Origin of the sequence: Rhodocista pekingensis, assembly GCF_042665545.1 — a bacterium.
GTDB classification, from domain to species: domain Bacteria; phylum Pseudomonadota; class Alphaproteobacteria; order Azospirillales; family Azospirillaceae; genus Rhodocista; species Rhodocista pekingensis.
The window spans coordinates 68,737-86,747 of record NZ_JBHTCM010000014.1; the positions used below are offsets into that span (position 1 = coordinate 68,737).

The 18,011-nt window shown below is 70.4% G+C and carries 12 protein-coding genes and 1 pseudogene; 7 read left to right on the forward strand and 6 right to left on the reverse strand.

All coding sequences use genetic code 11. The annotated features are described in order from the left end of the window. Positions 1 to 96 precede the first annotated feature (96 nt). The 5 genes from ACFQPS_RS13985 to ACFQPS_RS14005 form a co-directional block, all read right to left on the reverse strand. Positions 97 to 2,613 (reverse strand): TonB-dependent receptor plug domain-containing protein, encoded by a 2,517-nt coding sequence (locus ACFQPS_RS13985; RefSeq protein ID WP_377359835.1) that lies wholly within the window; start codon positions 2,611 to 2,613, stop codon positions 97 to 99. Positions 2,614 to 2,823: 210 nt separating this feature from the next. Beyond that, the gene (locus ACFQPS_RS13990; RefSeq protein ID WP_377359836.1) at positions 2,824 to 3,339 is read right to left on the reverse strand and encodes a RidA family protein; all 516 of its coding nucleotides are present in this window, start codon (positions 3,337 to 3,339) and stop codon (positions 2,824 to 2,826) included. A gap of 361 nt (positions 3,340 to 3,700) precedes the next feature. Next, complete coding sequence (locus tag ACFQPS_RS13995; protein ID WP_377359837.1) at positions 3,701 to 4,465, reverse strand: MlaA family lipoprotein; 765 nt, start codon at positions 4,463 to 4,465, stop codon at positions 3,701 to 3,703. An 11-nt stretch (positions 4,466 to 4,476) separates the two neighbouring features. Beyond that, positions 4,477 to 5,844, reverse strand: coding sequence for an alpha/beta fold hydrolase family protein (locus ACFQPS_RS14000; protein WP_377359838.1), 1,368 nt, complete (start codon positions 5,842 to 5,844; stop codon positions 4,477 to 4,479). A 169-nt stretch (positions 5,845 to 6,013) separates the two neighbouring features. Next, the gene (locus ACFQPS_RS14005) at positions 6,014 to 8,410 is read right to left on the reverse strand and encodes a PAS domain-containing sensor histidine kinase (protein WP_377359839.1); all 2,397 of its coding nucleotides are present in this window, start codon (positions 8,408 to 8,410) and stop codon (positions 6,014 to 6,016) included. Positions 8,411 to 8,859: 449 nt separating this feature from the next. On the opposite strand from ACFQPS_RS14005, the gene ACFQPS_RS14010 reads away from it, so the two are divergent. From ACFQPS_RS14010 to ACFQPS_RS14040, 7 genes are all read left to right on the forward strand, one after another. Next, a complete protein-coding gene (locus tag ACFQPS_RS14010) occupies positions 8,860 to 10,977 on the forward strand; it encodes a 4Fe-4S binding protein (protein ID WP_377359840.1) in 2,118 nt (705 codons plus the stop codon). Between the two features lie 52 nt (positions 10,978 to 11,029). Next, the gene (nosZ, locus tag ACFQPS_RS14015) at positions 11,030 to 12,955 is read left to right on the forward strand and encodes a TAT-dependent nitrous-oxide reductase (protein ID WP_377359841.1); all 1,926 of its coding nucleotides are present in this window, start codon (positions 11,030 to 11,032) and stop codon (positions 12,953 to 12,955) included. Between the two features lie 66 nt (positions 12,956 to 13,021). Further along, positions 13,022 to 14,410, forward strand: coding sequence for a nitrous oxide reductase family maturation protein NosD (locus ACFQPS_RS14020; protein WP_377359842.1), 1,389 nt, complete (start codon positions 13,022 to 13,024; stop codon positions 14,408 to 14,410). Then, entirely contained in the window at positions 14,407 to 15,324 is a 918-nt protein-coding gene (locus ACFQPS_RS14025; protein WP_377359843.1) for an ABC transporter ATP-binding protein, read from the forward strand. Before ACFQPS_RS14020 ends, ACFQPS_RS14025 begins: the two co-directional genes overlap by 4 nt. Beyond that, entirely contained in the window at positions 15,321 to 16,151 is an 831-nt protein-coding gene (locus ACFQPS_RS14030) for an ABC transporter permease (protein WP_377359844.1), read from the forward strand. The genes ACFQPS_RS14025 and ACFQPS_RS14030 overlap by 4 nt, the downstream gene beginning before the upstream one ends. Continuing rightward, a complete protein-coding gene (locus tag ACFQPS_RS14035) occupies positions 16,151 to 16,723 on the forward strand; it encodes a nitrous oxide reductase accessory protein NosL (protein ID WP_377359845.1) in 573 nt (190 codons plus the stop codon). The genes ACFQPS_RS14030 and ACFQPS_RS14035 overlap by 1 nt, the downstream gene beginning before the upstream one ends. Continuing rightward, positions 16,710 to 17,708 (forward strand): FAD:protein FMN transferase, encoded by a 999-nt coding sequence (locus ACFQPS_RS14040; protein ID WP_377359846.1) that lies wholly within the window; start codon positions 16,710 to 16,712, stop codon positions 17,706 to 17,708. The genes ACFQPS_RS14035 and ACFQPS_RS14040 overlap by 14 nt, the downstream gene beginning before the upstream one ends. A 34-nt stretch (positions 17,709 to 17,742) precedes the next feature. Here ACFQPS_RS14040 and ACFQPS_RS14045 read toward each other — a convergent pair. Next, positions 17,743 to 18,011, reverse strand: a pseudogene (locus tag ACFQPS_RS14045) (M10 family metallopeptidase C-terminal domain-containing protein); the annotation flags it as partial.

Sequence of the window (18,011 nt, forward strand, 5' to 3'; positions counted from 1 at the left end):
ATCGCGGCCGATGCACACCCTGGACTGGGGGACACCGGCCTTGCGGATCAGGCCGAGGCGATGCGGGCGACCTCGCCCGCATCGCTGCGGACGACGTCAGAAAGTGGCCGTGAGGCGGGCATACCAGAGCCCGCCATTGTACCCGAAGGGTGAGCTGTCCGGGTAGATCTGCCCGTAGGAGTAGGTCCCGTCCGCCTGCGTGTAGACACGGTCCGGATGGTTGTCGAAGAGGTTGTCCACCCCGACGGAGAGCGTCAGCCACTCCGCATGGGTGTAGGAGACCTCGGCATCGAACAGCCATTCCGACCCGAAGGTCTGGGCGTAGGAACCGGTGTCCGTCCACTTGGAATAGTAGCTGCCGCGGGTCTGGAAGGAGAACGGCCCGATCGTGTAGAGGGCCGTGAGAGTGCCGCGCCAGTCGGGGAGCATGTCCTCGATGTCGGCCTTGCGGGTATCGCCGATCACCGTCTCGTCGCGGTCGGTGACCTTGGTGCGGTTGTAGTTCAGGGCACCGGTCAGGGCCAGGGTGCCCTCACCCACATCGACGCTGGTGTTGGCGACGACGTCGATGCCCTCGGTCCGGGTGTCGAAGGCGTTGGTGAAGTAGTTGACCAGCCCCAGCGTGTTCGCCCCCGGCACCCCCAGCGCCGCCAGGGCGGCCTGGTCCGCCGCGGTCGGCTCGAAGTCGCCGGAGATGGCGATGCGGTCCTCGACCTTGATGTTGTAGTAGTCGACCGTCAGGGTGACGGCGCCCGGCAGGGTCGCCACGAAGCCGCCGGCGATGTTGAAGGACTCCTCCGGCGTCAGCGGCTCGGCCCCAAAGTAACGGGCGACGACGCTGGCGGCGGGATAGGTGCCGCGGGCGACCGGGTTGGGGTTGCCGGCGACGAAGGTCGTCTGCACCGACGAGGTCTGCGCCTGACCCGGCGTCGGCACGCGGAAGCCGGTGTTGACGGAGCCGCGCAGGGCCAGGGCATCCGTCAGCTCGTAACGGCCGCTGACCTTCCAGTTGATCTTGTCGCCGAAATCGTCGAAGTCCTCGTACCGGCCGGCGACGCCCAGGGTGAAGCCCTCGACGACATCGACCTCGGTATCGAGATAGGCGGCGACGTTGTCGCGCTTGAACTCACCCGAATCCTCGGGCCGGAAGCCGGGATAGCCGTTGGAGCCGACCGGCAGGCCCGTCGGCAGGCCGGTGCGCGCGTCGATGAAGTAGGCGTAGGGACCGACCGCGTAGGAGGCGGTATCGCCGGGGCCGATCTCGTACAGCTCGCGCCGGTACTCGCCGCCGAAGGCGATGTTCAGCGGGCTGGCCAGCCCGACCTCGACCGGATAGGCGAAGTCGGCGTTGAGGTTCGTCTCCTCCTGCACCATCCGGCCGACATAGAAGGAGGTCGGGCTGTCGGGGCCGAGCGACGGGTTGACCGTGTTCTTCAGATCGTAGTCGAGCTGGCTGCGCCCGAAGCCGGCGCTCAGTTCGTAGCGGAAGCCGGAGTCCAGCTCGTGGCGGAAGCCGCCGACGATGGAGGCGTCCTTCAGGTCGCCGTAGAAGCGCGGCGTGAAGCCGTCCGGAAACCAGTCGGTGAAGCGGAAACCGGTGGTCTGGCCGGGGATCGGGATCGTCGGCCCGTTCACGGCATGGTCCAGCGTCGGCGGTCGGTAGTAGAAGCTGCCGTCCGTCTTGCTGCTGCCGTAGTTGCCGAAGGCGAAGATGCTCTTGCCCTCGCCCAGGTCGATGCCGGAATTGACGAACAGGCGCTCGGCCTCGGAATTCGGATCGCCCCAGTTCATCACCGGATCGGGCGCCCCGGCCGTCGCCTCCGGATGCTGGAGGCCGCGGTTGGTCGGGTCGGCGTTCACATACTCCGCACTGGCGTTGAAGAAGCCGGTGTCGCCCAGCGGCAGGCCGACATTGGCCTGGGCCCGCAGATTGTCGCCGTCGCCCTCGAAGGTGGAGCCGTATTGCAGGCTGGCCGAACCGCCGCCGGCATCGTCCTTGAGCTGGAAGTTGATGACGCCGGCGATGGCATCGGAACCGTACTGGGCCGAGGCGCCGTCGCGCAGCACTTCGACCTGCTTGATGGCGATGCTGGGGATCTGCGCCAGATCGGGAGCCTGGGCGCCGGCGGCCAGCGCACCGCCGCCGAGCTGGACCAGGGCGGAGCGGTGGCGACGCTTGCCGTTCACCAGGACCAGGGTCTGGTCGGGCGGCAGGCCGCGCAGTGTCGGCGGCCGGACAAAGGTAGAGCCGTCGGAGATGGCGTTGCGGCTGACGTTGAAGGACGGGACCAGCGTCCGCAGAATATCGTTGGTGTCCGTCGGTCCCTGGCGTTGCAGATCGTCGGCCCCGAAGACGTCGATGGGGGAGAGCGATTCCGTGGCCGTGCGGTTGCTGACGCGCGTGCCCGTCACGATGATCTCGTCCAGGCTCTCCTGTGCCAGCGCCGGCGGAGACATGACCGGGACGAGGCAGCTTCCCGCCGCCAGCCCCAGCATGAGGCGCCGCGAAACCGTGTCGGCGATGCCGCCGCCCCTTCGCGCGGGAGAGCCCGCCAGACTGTCCGTCCTGTTACGATTGCCCGTCTGAAGATTGCCCGTCTGCTTGCTTCTCATTGTGTGCGGCTCCCTGTTCATTCGGTCACGACCCTTCCAGGAGACCGTCCCTCCCCGGAGGCGCAGGGGTTCGTTCAGCCGGCCATGCGGGCCGCTGCGGAGCCGTCCGGAGACGGCCCGTTCCCCTGTCTTGTCGTTGAGAGCGGGCGGCGCCCCTGCCCGTGGGGCCCGGATTGTCCGGTTACCCCGGGACGCCGCCGGACCGGCCCGTTACGGCGTCGCGGGCGCGGGAGCCTTGGCCGCCAGAACCTCGATCTCCACGAGCATGCCCGGGCTCACGAGGCCGGCCACCTGGACGGTGGACCGGGTCGGCTTGTTCGGCTGGTCCGGCGTGCCGAAGAACTGCGAGTAGCCCTCCATCATGCCGGCGAAGTCCATCCGGCCGCCGATCTCGGGATCGCCGACCAGGAACACGGTCATCTGGATGACATCCCCCAGGCTCAGGCCCTGGCCGGCAAGGATGTCCTTGATCCGGTTCAGCACATTGACAGTCTGGGTCTTCGTGCTGCCGAAGGAGCGGATGCTGCCCTTCGGCGCCTCGGCATCGACGATCGGCGGCACCGTGCCGCTAAGGAAATAGAAGGTCGAGCCCGGCGGCACCTGCACGACGGAGGCGATGGGAAAGTCCGGGACGTTGGTCCGCTTGATCTCCTCGGCCTGGAGGGGGCCGCCGGAAAAGAGGGCGGCAGCGCCGAGCACCAGGGACATGGATCGGATGAACTTCAACTTCAGCCTCCTTGCAGGTCAACCACGGGACGGGCCAGGACATGCAACTTATATTGGTATGTCTCCGGCGCCCCGCCCTGGCTATATTCCTGCAATTATCGCGCCACATTTTTGCGGCCGCGAAATCTTGATTTCCGCCGGCTTCCCTTGGCATCTCTTGGCAATTATTCGGTCAGTCCGCCCGGGATTCGCGCACATGCCCAGTTCCGCGGCAACTGGACGCATTGCGACAATCCCGCCCAAGCCCTTGAAGAGGCTTGCAGACGGCGACGGACCCGGCGGTCGGGCGGGTCGCCTGCCGGTCGTCTCGACCCGAGAGAGGAAGAGACGCCGGACAAGAACAGACCCTGCTGCTGCCCCGCTACCGTCTGATCTCCAACGCCCTGGCCTCGGTCAGGGCGTATCGGACCAGTTCGTACTCGAAGGGCGAGCCGGTATCGTAGTAGCGGAAGGGGACCCGGTAGCGGGTGTCGATGGGCTCCAGCCCGTAGCGGGCCACCTTGTAGCTCGTATGCCCGTCGATCCGGTCAGGCACGATGTAGGAGAAGCTGGCCCAGTCCAGCACACGGCCGACCGCGTCGCGCACGTTGGAGGGGCCGAGGGCGGGCAGCACCAGATAGGCGCCGGGCTCCACGCCCCAGTAGCCCAGCGTCTGCCCGAAATCCTCGGACTCACGCCGGATGCCCATCTCCGACGCCACGTCGAACAGGCCGAGAAGGCCCAGGGTGGAGTTCACCGCGAAACGCACCAGCGTCGGCCCGGCCTTGCTGGCCCGCAGTTGCAGCACCGAATTGAGGAAGGTGTTGACCTCGCCCAGGTTGAGGAAGAAGGACGACACCCGCTTGCGCACGAAACCCGGCGTGACGGCGACATAGGCATCGACGACAGGGACCAGCACGTACTCGTCGAGCCGGGCATTGAAGCGGTAGAGCCGGCGGTTCGTCGTCTCCAGCGGATCGGGAACGTAGAGCGGGTCACGCACCTGCGCCGGCCGGTCGTAGAGATCGGGAAGCTGCCGCTGCGGCGGCGCATAACCGCCGGGATCGGCCGTGCCCGCACAGCCGCCGAGCAACAGGAGCAGCAGCAGCGGCCGGGCCAGGGCGCCGAGGGACGCGCAAGGGGGCATGTCCGGCCTCCTCATGGTGCGAGGAACGAGGTGATGAAGGCCATGACGGCCCGGTGCTGGAGGTTCCCCATGTGCCCGCCGTTGGGGTAGATGCGGCTGCGGGCCCCGAACAGGCGGCGCAGTTCCTCCAGATCGCCCGGCGCCAGGATCACATCGTCGGCGTTCGTCATCAGCCAGACCTTGGGGGTAGACGCCAGCCAGGGGCCGAGGCTCCCCAGGCTGGTCTGGTCAAGCAGGTCGGCCCGGGTCAACCCCGGATTCTGCCGCAGATAATAGTCGGCGTAGATGTCCTCGAAGTAGTCCAGCAGGCTGGTCCGGATGGCGACGGCGAAATAGTCCGACATCGGGGTGACCGTCCGGAACGGCCGCCCGGCCGGGAAGATGTAGCCGCCGCCGCGCATCACGTCGGCGCTGAAGATCAGGTTCGCCGCCGACAGCCGGAAGGACAGGCCGATCGCCGTCGCCACCCGGTCGTCATCGGGGCGCAGGCGGGCATAGGCGTCGAAGGTGAAGTCCGGGTCGTTGAAATCCAGTGCGTCGGTGCCGGTGACGGCCGTCAGTTTCGATACCGCCTGGTCCAGAAAGGCGTTCAGCCCGTCGATCCCGTCCGGCAACCCACGGTACAGCATCTCGTCAATGCGCTGGATCGAACGGTAGAGGCTGAGCGGCGGGTTGATCAGCAGCACGCGGTCGAAGCCGAAGGCGCCTTCGCTCTCGTCGAGATGCGCCACGAAGGCGGCATGCCAGGCGCCCAGACTGTAGCCGGTCAGGCGGTAGCCGGTGATCCGGTGATCCTTCCGCAGCCGCGCATCCACCAGCCGCATGACGTGGTAGAGGTCGGCGGCGTCCGTCTCCGCCCGGCCGGGCAGCATGGTGCTGCTGCCGGAGATGATGAAGTTCGGATGGGTCGGCGAGGGCAGCAGCACGACATGCACCCCGGCGCGGTACAGCCCCTGGGCCAGCGCGAGCATGTGGCGGGCGCGGTCGTCGGCGCCGGTGCCGGCGATGACGAAGACCAGCGGCGCCGGACCGGGCTGCAACAGCTCGGAATAGCGCAGCCGGTCCTGATACCAGAAACCGTCCGGGATCGTCCGGTCCGGGAAGACGGTCAGACCGCGCCGGGTCGGCGACAGGTCCGGGTCCTCCGGTGCCCGCATCGCCGGCGGCGTCCCCAGCACGGTGGCGGCCCAGGGATTGCCGATCGGGTAGTCGTAGTCCGGGATCGGTGTGACGGGGGCCGGCGGCGGTTCCGGGTGCCCGGCGCAGGCACCGGCCAGCCCCAGGACCAGCAGCAGCGAGAACAGGCGTACCAGCATCGCCCGCACTGGGCCGGGATTGCCCCGGTGGCGGGTCCTCACATCATCCGAAGCGTCAGGCACGCCCGGTCCTCCCGGAACTGCGGTCGGTCGATCCATCCCGGCCCGTCCGGGGGGCGGGACGATTTCTGGAACTATACTCCAGGAATCGACATTCAAACGCACGCGCGATGACGCTGTTCCCGCACCGCACACAAGACGGTGCCGCGGCCCGTCCGGCAGGGTGGCATCCTCAGCCGGTGACGAGGTTCTCGGCGCCTATGCCCAGGCGGCAGCGCAGTCCCGCCGGCTCCCAGTGGAACTCGACGGGGCCGCCCAACTGGGCCGCGGTGGCGCGCAGCACCTCCGACCCGAAACCGCGGCGCGACGGCGGTCCCGGCACCGGCGGGCCGCCCTCCTCCCGCCAGTCCAGCCACAGCCCGCCCTCCGGCCGCCGTATCCAGACCAGGGAGACATGCCCCCCCGGCACCGACAGCGCGCCGTGCTTGGCGGCATTGGTCACCAGTTCGTGCAGCACCATGGCGGTCGGCTGCACCGCATCGGGCACCAGCACCACCCGCGGCCCGGACAGGAGGGCGGCATCGCCGTAGGCGGCCAGTTCGGCGGCGGCCAGCGTGCCCAGGTCGCCGCCCGTCCAGCGTTCCTGTGCCAGCAGCGAGTGCGCCCGGGCCAGGGCGGCGACCCGGCCGTCCAGGGCGTCGATGAAGCCCTCCACCGTGTCCTGCCGGGTCAGGCGCACGACGCTGGAGACGACGGCGAGCGCGTTCTTCGCCCGGTGGTCCACCTCGCGCATCAGCAGGGTCTGACGCGCTTCCTCGCGCTTGCGGTCGGAGACATCGACCGACGTCCCGATCAGGCCGATCACCCGCCCCGCCGCATCGCGCAGGGGCGCCTTGGTGGACAGCCAGACGGCCGGGGTCCCGTCCGGCAGCCGCACCTGTTCCTCGACCTGCTCGACCTCCCCGGAGTCCATGATCCGGCGGTCGGTCGCCATGATGACGGCCGCATCCTCCAGGCTGTCCAGGAATTCGGCGTCGGTGCGACCGATGTAGAACTCCGGCGGCTTGCCGATCAGGTCGGTGGTGCCGCGGTTGGCGATCAGCATGCGGCCGGCACGGTCCTTGGCGTAGACCACCCCCGGCACGGCATCGATGAAGGTGCGCAGCAGCGTGGTGATACGGTCGCGCTCCGCCTCCGCGGACCGCCTCTCGTGGATGTCGAGCAGCACGCCGGGAAAGCGCAGGGGCGTCCCGTCCGCGGCATGCTCCACGCGCCCGTTGGCCTCGATCCAGCGGTAGACCCCGTCATTGCGCATGACGCGGTACTGACAGGCATAGGGGCCACCCCGCGCGATCGCCTCGGCGATGGCCGCCATCAGGCGGGGCTTGTCCTCGGGATGGACGGAGGCGACCACCGCCTCGATGCCGAGGCCGGTGCGGCAGCGTTCGGGGTCGAGATTGAAGGACGCCGCGAAGCGCGCATCGGCGGTGAAATGGTCGGTCGGCAGATCCCAGACCCAGGTGCCGACGATGGCCCCGGCATCCAGCGCCAGTTCCACCCGCTCGGACTGGGTGCGCAGCGCCCGCTCCTGGGCAAGGCGCTCGGTCACGTCCTGCTCCACGGCCACGCCCCCGACGATGGTGCCGTCGGCATCGCGCACGGGAGCCGCGCTGTTCAGGTGGAGCCGGCGTTCGCCGTCGCCGGCCCGCCGGCATTCCACCAGTTCGCCGCGCACCACCTCCCCCGTGCGCAGGGCCCGGCTCATCGCCCGGTCCTGCGGCCGGATGCGCTCGCCGGTTTCCGGCCACCAGGCGCCCTGGTCGCCGCACTCCCAGCTCCCAGGCTCAAGGCCCAGGGCATCCGAAGCCTCTCCCCAGAGGGCGCGGTGGGCCGCGTTCTCCCGCAGGATGCGGCCGTCCGCATCGGCGATCACGACGCCCACGGGCAAGGCCTCCAGCACGGCGCTGAGCGTCGCCTCGCCGGCCCGCGCCTGCTGTTCCGCCAGCCTGCGGTCGGTCACGTCCTCGCCGGAGGCGAGAATGCCGGTGATCCGCCCGCCGGCGTCGCGCAGCAGGGCGTTGCGCCAGACGATCAGCCGTTCGGACCCGTCGGCGCGCCGGACCGTGTTCTCATGCCATTCGGGCGCCCCGGCCTCTTCCCGCATCAGGGCGTCGAAGACGCGGCGGACCTCCCCTTGGCGACCGGCCGGGATCGCCAGCTCGAACCAGTCGCGCCCGACCAGGGCCGCTTCGTCGGCATGGCCCAGGATGGCAGCGCCACAACGGTTGATGGTTTCGATCCGTCCCGTGCGGTCCAGCACCAGGAGCATGACCTGTGCCGCGTTCAGGCAGGCACGGGCGCGGTCGCGCTCCTCGCGGAGCTGGGCCTGCGACTGCATCCCGGCGGGGCTGGCGCCCGCCGCGTGCCGCCCGGCCGCATACAGGACCGCGCCGCCGAGCAGGAGGCAGAGCGCGACGAGGGGCCGGGTCGGCGGCGCCTCCGGCAGCAGTCCGGTGAGCCAGCCGACCAGGGCGGCAATGGCCGCTCCGGCCAGGGCAAGGCCACTGAACTGGCCGAGGCGTCGAAGAGAAGGCAGGATGGCGTCCCGTGGGTCAGCGTCCGGTCGCATACTTTAGCAGCGCGCAGAGTCCGGACGAGCCGGGCAAAAGTCATAGATTCCATCGGACAGCGGGCACCATGCCCCCTGGCCGGATGGCCGATGGAGGCCGCCCGGAATGGCGGCTGTTTGTTCCCGGACAACGATGGCGTCGGACGACGTCGTTACAGATGCACCGGTCCCGAACGGACGGAACGCCGACCGTGACCTTCTGAGGCAAGGTCGGTCGTTTCATCCGAATCGATTTGACCGGCGATCCCGTTCACCGCAGAGATCGCCCGAGACGGAAACGCGCCGGAATCGACGCGGAAAGGTGCCGGCTTATGCGATCGACGCGATCCTCCCCGCTGCTTCCGAAGTGGTTACTGTCCTTTTCGCTCATCCTGGTCGTTCATATTTCAGCAATGGCGGCTGCCAACGCGGAATCACGCGACGGCGGCACATCGCGTCTTCACGAATACATGGATCGTGTCACCCCGGCCGAGTTGATTCCCGGTGCCGACCGCTTCGGCGCCCAGGACCCGCGGGCGCCGGCCGTGCCGGTCTATCGCGGGCAGGACCTGCTGGGCCACGCCTACCTGACCTCCGATCTGGTGGACACGACCGGCTATTCCGGGCGCCCCATCGACGTGGTCGTCGGCCTGACGCCGGACGGCACCATCGCCGGCGCCCGCCTCGTCGGGCACCATGAACCGATCGTGCTGGTCGGCATTCCGGTGTCGCGGGTGGAGACCTTCATCGCCGGCTATGTCGGTCGGAACGTCTTCGCGCCCGACCTGTCGGACAGGTCGCAGCCGCCGGTGGACATCGTGTCGGGCGCCACGGTGACGGTCATGGTCATCGGCGACAGCATGGTCCGGTCGGCGCGGAAGCTGGCCGCGGCGCTGGGGCTGGCGGGTGCCGGGATGGCCGCGCCGGCACCGCCGCCGCGCACCGTCGCCCTGGACCGGACGGAGCGGCGGGACTGGTCGGCGCTGCTGGGGGACGGTTCCGTCCGCCGCCTGCACCTGACCGTGGCCGAGGTGAACGACGCCTTCGCCCGCACCGGCCGCGCCGATGCCATCGAGCGGCCGGAGCCGGGCCCCGACGACGACACCTTCATCGACCTCTACATGGCCGTCGCCAGCGTGCCCGGCATCGGCCGCAGCCTGCTGGGCGATGCCGGGTACGACGCGCTGGCGGCCACGCTGAAGCCCGGACAGCAGGCGCTGCTGATCGGCGCCACGGGCCGCTATTCCTTCAAGGGCTCGGGCTATGTCCGCGGCGGCATCTTCGACCGGATCGAACTGGTCCAGGGCGATGCCGGCACCCGCTTCCGCGACCGCCAGCACCGCCGCGTCGGGTCGCTGGCCGCGGACGGCGCGCCGGAGCTGGCGGAGATCGGCGTCTTCGCCGTGCCGGAGACGATGAGCTTCGACCCGGCGGCGCCCTGGCGGCTGCAACTGCTGGTCCAGCGGGCCGTGGCCGCCCTGGACAAGAGTTTCGTCAGCTTCGACCTGGGCTACCGCCTGCCGGAGAGCTATCTGGCGCCGCTCGCGCCCGCCGCCCCCGCACCCATGCAGCAGGCCGCGGCGACCACCGCCACCCCGCCGGCGGCCGGGCCGGTGCCGCTCTGGCAGCGCATCTGGGAGACGCGCCGGCTGGACATCGCCCTGACCCTGGCCGCCATCGGCGCGGTCACGGCGATCTTCTTCTTCCAGGACGCGCTGGTCCGCCGGCCCCGTCTGTTCGGCCGGGTCCGTACCGGCGTGCTGCTGTTCACCCTGCTCTGGCTGGGCTGGTACGCCCATGCCCAGCTTTCGGTCGTCAACGTCCTGACCTTCGTGGAGGCCCTGCGCCACGAGTTCCGCTGGGACTACTTCCTGATGGACCCGCTGGTGTTCATCCTGTGGTTCTCAGTGGCGGCGTCTCTGCTGTTCTGGGGACGGGGGGCGTTCTGCGGCTGGCTCTGCCCGTTCGGCGCCTTGCAGGAGCTGACCAACCGGCTGGCGCGGCGGCTGAAGGTGCCGCAGATCACCGTGCCCTTCGGCCTGCACGAGCGCCTCTGGCCGCTGAAGTACATCATCTTCCTGGTGCTGTTCGGCCTGTCGCTGCACAGCCTGGGCACGGCCGAGGTGGCGGCCGAGGTCGAGCCCTTCAAGACGGCGATCATCCTGCACTTCCTGCGTGACTGGTGGTTCGTGCTGTTCGCGGTCGCCCTGCTGGTCGCCGGCCTGTTCATCGAGCGCTTCTACTGCCGCTACCTGTGCCCGCTGGGGGCGGCGCTGGCCATCCCCGGCCGGCTGCGGATGTTCGCCTGGCTGCGGCGCTACCGCGACTGCGGCAACCCCTGCCAGCGCTGCGCCATCGACTGCCCGGTCCAGGCCATCCACCCGGAAGGCCACATCAATCCCAACGAGTGCATCCAGTGCCTGAACTGCCAGGTGCTGTACCACCACCAGAGCCTCTGCCCGGTCGTGGTGGCGCGCCTGAAGAAGAAGGCGCGGCAGGCCGCGGCCCTGACCTCCGACCCGACGACCACGCCGCGGCCGGCGGTCGCCGCCCGGACGGCCCCGGCGGCCGGACCGGCCGCGCCCTGACCCGGTCACATCCCCTTCCCCGACAACAGCGGATTTCCCGAGGAGCCACGTCATGGACGACAGCAACGAGAAGACCGAAGGGCTCAACCGCCGCGCCCTGCTGGGCGGCACCGCCAAGGCCGCGGCCCTGGCCGGCTTCGGCGCCCTGGGCGGTGCCGCCGTCACCGCCGGCGGGCTGGTCGCCCCGGCACCGGCCGCCGCCAGTGGCCGCAGCGTCACCGAGGTGAAGCCCGGCGACCTGGACGAGTACTATGTCTTCCATTCCGGCGGACATTCGGGCGAAATCCGCATCATGGGCCTGCCCTCGATGCGCGAGCTGATCCGCATCCCGGTCTTCAACCGGTGCAGCGCCACCGGCTGGGGCCTGACCAACGAGAGCCGGAAGATCCTGACCGACGGCCTGCTGCCCGAAACCCGCAAGTTCCTGGAGAGCCGGGGCGGGTCCTACCTGAACGGCGACCTGCACCACCCGCACATGTCGTTCACGGACGGCACCTACGACGGCCGCTACCTCTTCTGCAACGACAAGGCCAACACCCGCATCGCGCGCATCCGCTGCGACATCATGCGGGCCGACAGGATCATCGAGATCCCCAACGCCTCGGCCATCCACGGGCTGCGGCTCCAGAAGTACCCGCGCACCGGCTACATCTTCGCCAACGGCGAACAGCGCGTGCCGACGCCGAACGACGGCAAGGGGCTGACGGACACCAAGGGCTACCGGTCCCACTTCACCGCCGTGGACGGCGACACCATGACGGTGGCGTGGCAGGTCTGGGTGGACGGCAACCTGGACAACACGGAAGCCGACTACCAGGGCAAGTACGCCTTCTCCACCTGCTACAATTCCGAGGAGGGCGTGACGCTGGCGGAGATGACGGCCAAGGAGCAGGACTGGCTGGTCGTCTTCAACCTGAAGCGCATCGAGGAAGCCGTCCGCAGCGGCAAGGCGCAGGTCATCAACGGCGTGCCGGTGGTGGACGGCCGCCACGGCTCCCCCTACACCCGTTATGTGCCGATCCCGAACAGCCCGCACGGCGTCAACATGGCCCCGGACGGCATTCACCTGACCGCGAACGGCAAGTTGTCGCCGACCGTGACGGTGATGGATGTCCGCCGCTTCGATGACCTGTTCGACGACAGGATCAAGCCGCGCGACGTGGTGGTGGCGGAGCCGCAGCTCGGGCTCGGGCCGCTCCACACCGCCTATGACGGCCGCGGCAACGCCTACACGACCCTGTTCCTGGACAGCCAGGTCGTGAAGTGGAACATCGACAAGGCCAAGCGCGCCTATACGGGCGAGAACGTCTCCCCCATCGTGCAGAAGCTGGATGTCCACTACCAGCCGGGGCACCTGCACTCCTCCATGGGCCAGACCAGGGAGGCGGACGGCAAGTGGCTGATTTCCCTGAACAAGTTCTCCAAGGACCGGTTCCTGAACGTCGGTCCGCTGAAGCCGGAGAACGACCAGCTCATCGACATCTCCGGCGACGAGATGAAGCTGGTGCATGACGGCCCGACCTTCGCCGAACCGCACGACACGCTGATCGTGCATCACTCCAAGGTCAATCCGCGCAGCGTCTACGACCGTGCCGACCCGATGTGGGAGGACGCGCGCCGGCAGGCGGCGGCGGACGGGGTGACGCTGGAGACCGACGGCAAGGTGATCCGCGACGGCGACAAGGTGCGGGTCTACATGTACTCCAACGCCCCGGTCTTCGCCCTGGAAGAGTTCACGGTGCGGGAAGGCGACGAGGTCACCGTCTACGTCACCAACATCGACGATGTGGACGACCTGACCCACGGCTTCACCCTGACCAACCACGGCATCGCCATGGAGATCGGGCCGCAGCAGACCTCCTCGGTGACCTTCACCGCCGACCGGCCCGGCGTCTTCTGGTACTACTGCCAGTGGTTCTGCCATGCGCTGCACATGGAGATGGGCGGCCGCATGATCGTCGAGCCGAAGAGCGCCTGAGCCCGCCGTTTCCCCTCCCCGCACCCCGCGGCGGGGAGGGGCCTTCCCGCTGCCAGGACCGCTCCCGTGCCCAGACCGATCCCCCTTCTGCTGGCCGGCGCCGCGGCGCTGGGCCTGCTCCCCTGCCCGCCGGCCGCGGCGGCCACCGTCGGCGTCGAGCCCGGCACCCTGCCGGCGGTGCTGGCCGCCGCCGGTCCCGGCGACACGCTGGTGCTTCGCCCGGGCCGCCATCCCGGACCCGTGACGGTCGCCGTGCCCGTGACCCTGACGGCGGAGCCCGGCGCCGTGATCGACGGCGGCGGAACCGGCAACAGCCTGACCGTCACCGCCCCCGGCGTGACGCTGCGGGGGCTGGAGGTCCGCAACTCCGGCGACAGCCTGTTCGACCAGAATTCCGGCATCTTCCTGGACAGGACCGCCACCGGGGCGGTGGTCGAGGACAACGTCCTGCGCGGCAACCTGATCGGCATCTATGCCTGGGGGGCGGCGGACAGCCTGATCCGGGGCAACTCGATCCACGGCCGCAGCGATCTGCGGCTGAGCGAGCGCGGCAACGGCATCCAGCTCTGGAACGCCCCCGGCACCCGGGTCGTGGACAATGTGGTGGAGGGCGGGCGCGACGGCATCTTCGTCACCACCAGCCGCAACAACCTGTTCCACGGCAATGACTTCCGGGATGTCCGCTTCGCCATCCACTACATGTACACGAACGACAGCGAGATCTCCGGCAACCGCTCGATCGGCAACCATGTCGGCTATGCGCTGATGTACTCGCACCGGCTGGTGGTGCGGGACAACCTCTCCCGCGGCGACCGCCAGCACGGCCTGCTGCTGAACTACGCCAACGGCTCCCGCATCGAAGGCAATGTCGTGGCGGGCCGGTTCGGAACGGCGCTCACAGACGCTCCGTCGGAGGACCGCGACGCCGACATGCCGCTGGAGACCGATGCGGACCCCACCGCCCCGCGGTTCGGCACCGGCAAGTGCGTCTTCATCTACAATGCCAACAAGAACGTGCTGCGCGGCAACCGCTTCGAGGGCTGTGAGATCGGCATCCATTTCACCGCCGGCTCCGAACGCAACAGCCTGAGCGGCAACGCCTTCGTCGGCAACCGCACCCAGGTCAAGTATGTCGGCACCCGCTCGCTCGACTGGTCCGAGGGCGGGGTCGGCAACTACTGGAGCGACAACGCCGCCTTCGACCTGGACGGCGACGGCATCGCGGACGAGGCCTACCGGCCCAACGACGTGGTGGACCGGGTGGTCTGGGCACACCCGCAGGCGAAGCTGCTGCTGAACAGTCCCGCCATCCAGGTGATCCGCTGGGCGCAGAAGCAGTTCCCCGCCCTGCACCCCGGCGGCGTCGTGGACAGCGCCCCCCTGATGACGCCGCCGGCCCTTGCCGCGGCGGACGCGCCGCCCCTGCACACGGCGGCGGAAGGAGACCGGCCATGACCGCAGGCGAAACCGTGGCCACGCGCGGCCTGTCCAAGCGATACGGAACCCAGGACGCCGTGATCGGCGTGGACCTGACCCTGCGCGCGGGCGAGTGCGTCGCCCTGGTCGGACACAACGGCGCCGGCAAGAGTTCGCTGATCAAGCTGATGCTGGGCCTGACCCACGCCACGGCGGGAAGCCTCCGCGTCCTGGGCGAGGACCCGGCCGGCGCGCAGGCGGCCCGCCTGCGCCAGCGGATCGGCTTCCTGCCGGAGAACGTCGCCTTCCATCCCGGCATGAGCGGGCGGGAATGCCTGGACTTCTACGCCCGGCTGAAGGGCCTGCCGACCCGCGACAGCCCGGCCCTGCTGGCACGGGTGGGGCTCGAACGGGCGGCGGCCGACCGCCGCATCGGCACCTATTCCAAGGGCATGCGCCAGCGCCTGGGGCTGGCCCAGGCGCTGCTGGGGGCGCCGCGCCTGCTGCTGCTGGACGAGCCGACGACCGGCCTGGACCCCGCCCTGCGGCGCAGCTTCTACACCGTCATGCGCGAGCTGCGCGATGCCGGAGCGACGGTGCTGCTGTGCAGCCACGCCCTGACGGAGCTGGAGGGCCAGGCTGACCGGGTCGTCGTGATGAACCGCGGCCGCAAGGTGGCGGAGGGCTGCCTGGACACGCTGCGCCGGCTGGCCGACCTGCCGGTGCGGCTGCGGCTGACGGCGGCCGACCCTGAGGCGGCGGCCCGCCTACGCGACCGTCACGGCCTGCCGCCCGCGGGCGGCACGGTGGTGGAGCTGGCCTGCGCCCCCGCGGACAAGCTGGAGCTGCTGCGGCACCTGCTGGGGTCCGGCGTGGTGGCCGACCTGCATGTGCTGCCGCCCAGCCTGGACGAGATCTACGCCCACTTCCTGACCCGTGAGGACGCCGCATGAGCCCGGTCCCGATCATCGCCCTCAAGGAGGTGCGCGACGGCCTGCGCAACCGCTGGGTCGCCGCCACGACGCTGCTGCTGGCGGCCCTGGCGCTGACCCTGACCTTCCTGGGCAGCGCGCCCACCGGCAGCGTCGGCGTCAATCCGCTGGAGGTGACGATCGTCAGCCTGTCCAGCCTGACCATCTTCCTGCTGCCGCTGCTGGCCCTGCTGCTGTCCTTCGACGCCGTGGTGGGCGAGATCGACCGCGGCACGATGCTGCTGCTGTTGAGCTATCCGGTCTCGCGCTGGCAGGCCCTGCTGGGCAAGTTCCTGGGCCATCTCGGCATCATCGCCTTCGCCACGCTGTGCGGCTACGGCAGCGCCGGCGCCGTGCTCTGGGCCACGACGCCGGAGATCGCGCCGGAGAGCTGGTCCGCCTTCGCTGCCTTGCTGGGATCGAGCGTGCTGCTGGGCGGCGCCTTCGTCTCCCTGGGCTATCTCGCCAGCACCTGTGTGCGTGACCGCGGCACGGCCGCCGGCATCGCCGTGGCGCTCTGGCTGGTCTTCGTCCTGCTCTACGACATGGGTCTGCTCGGCCTGCTGGTGGCGACCCAGGGCCAGGGGCTGGGCGGCGGGCTGCTGGACCTGCTGCTGCTGGCCAACCCGACCGACGCCTACCGTCTCTTCAATCTCGCCGGCCTGCCCGAGGTCGGCCGCCATGCCGGCATGGCCGGCGTGGCCGCCCACGGCACGCCCGCGCCGGGCCTGCTGCTGGCCGCCCTCGCCGGCTGGATGCTGCTGCCCCTCGGCCTCGCCGCCCTCATCTTCTCGCGGAGACAGATCTGATGCGCCTGCCCCTCGCCACGGCCGCCCTGGCCGCCCTGCTGCTGTCCGGCTGCGGGGCCGACCCCCAGGCCGAGGCGGCGATCCACCCCGCCGCCATCCCGCCCGACGCGGTCGGCCAGTACTGCGGCATGAACCTGTCCGACCATCCCGGCCCCAAGGGGCAGGTGCATGTCCGTGGCCGCAGCCGGCCCGTCTGGCTGTCCTCGGTGCGCGACACCTTCGCCTTCCTGATGCTGCCGGAGGAGCCGAAGACCATCGCCGCCGCCTTCGTCTCCGACATGGGGCGGGCGACAGCGCCGGACGCCGCCGATCCCGGCGCCTGGGTGGAGGCACGGCAGGCCTGGTACGTGACCGGCGCCCGGGCCCCCGCCGCCATGACCGGGGCCGAACTGTACCCCTTCGCCGAGGAGGCGGCGGCCCGCCGCTTCGCGCAGGCGCATGGCGGCAGCGTGCGCCGCTTCACCGACATCACGCCGGCGGAGATCCTGGAGGCGGACGCGGCCGAGGTGGAGGTCGTTCCCGCCGCGATGCCACCGCAGGCTCCCGGCGGAGGCGGCCATGGCACGCATTGACCGGAGCCGCCGCCGCTTCCTGGGCCTGACCGCCGCCGTCGCCGGCCTCGCCCTGCTGCCGGCTGCCGCCGCGGCGCGGGCCGGCCTGCTGCATGGCTGGCGCGGGACGGCGCTGGGGGCGGATGCCTGCCTGCGGCTGGTGCATCCCGACGCGGCCGAGGCGCGCCGGCTGATCGGGCTCTGCCTTGCCGAGGTGGCGCGGCTGGAGCGGGTGTTCAGCCTCTACCGCGGGGACAGCGCCCTGGTCCGGCTGAACCGGGACGGCCGCCTGGACGACGCGCCCGCCGATCTGGTGCGCCTGATGTCGGAAGCGGCCGCCTTCGGCCGCGCCAGCGGCGGCCGTTTCGACATGACGGTGCAGCCGCTCTGGTCGCTCCACGCCCGGCACTTCGCCCGGGCGGGCGCCGATCCCGCCGGCCCAGCTCCGGCCGAGATCGCGGCCGCCCGGCGGCTGGTCGGCTTCCAGGCGGTCGAGATCGGGGCCGGCAGGATCGCCTTCGCCCGGCCCGGCATGCAGGTGACCCTGAACGGCATCGCCCAGGGCTACATCACCGACCGCATCACCGAACTGCTGCGGCAGGAGGGGCTGGACGACGTGCTGGTGGACATGGGGGAGATCCGGGCCCAGGGCCGGCGGCCCGACGGCCGCCCCTGGCAGGTCGGGCTGGACGGTGCCGCGGGGATCGGGCCGCTGGCCCTGAGCGGGGGCGCGGTCGCCACCTCCGCCGCCGCCGGCACGGTGTTCGATCCGGCCGGCCGTTTCGGCCACCTGATCGACCCGGCAAGCGGCCGGCCGGAGGCGCCCTGGCGCAGCGTCAGCGTCGCAGCCCCCACGGCGACCGCGGCCGACGCCCTGTCCACCGCCCTCTCGGTCCTGCCACCGGGGGAGGCGGCGGGACTGCTGGCCCGCCACCCCGGAAGCACCGCCTTCCTCACCGCTGCCGATGGCGGAACCACGGTAATGGGCACGAGGGTTCCGGGTTGACCCCCCCTCTCCCGCGCGGGAGAGGGGGCGGGGACTACGAGAGCCAGAGCCCCGTGTCGGCGGCGGTGGCGATGCGGTTTTCGCCGATGCCCCAGACGAGCCAGTGGCGCAGGGGGTCGATGCCGGCGGCGGCGACATCGGGGTTGCGCTCCAGATAGGCGGAGAGGTCGAACCAGGCGGAGGGGTCGCGGTCCTCGCGCCAGCCGAACTCGAGGTAGTGCTCGTAGCCCGAGCGGAACGTCCCGGCCTCGACCGCGGCGCGCACGTCGGCCCAGCGGGCCAGATAGGCCTCCTCGTCGAACA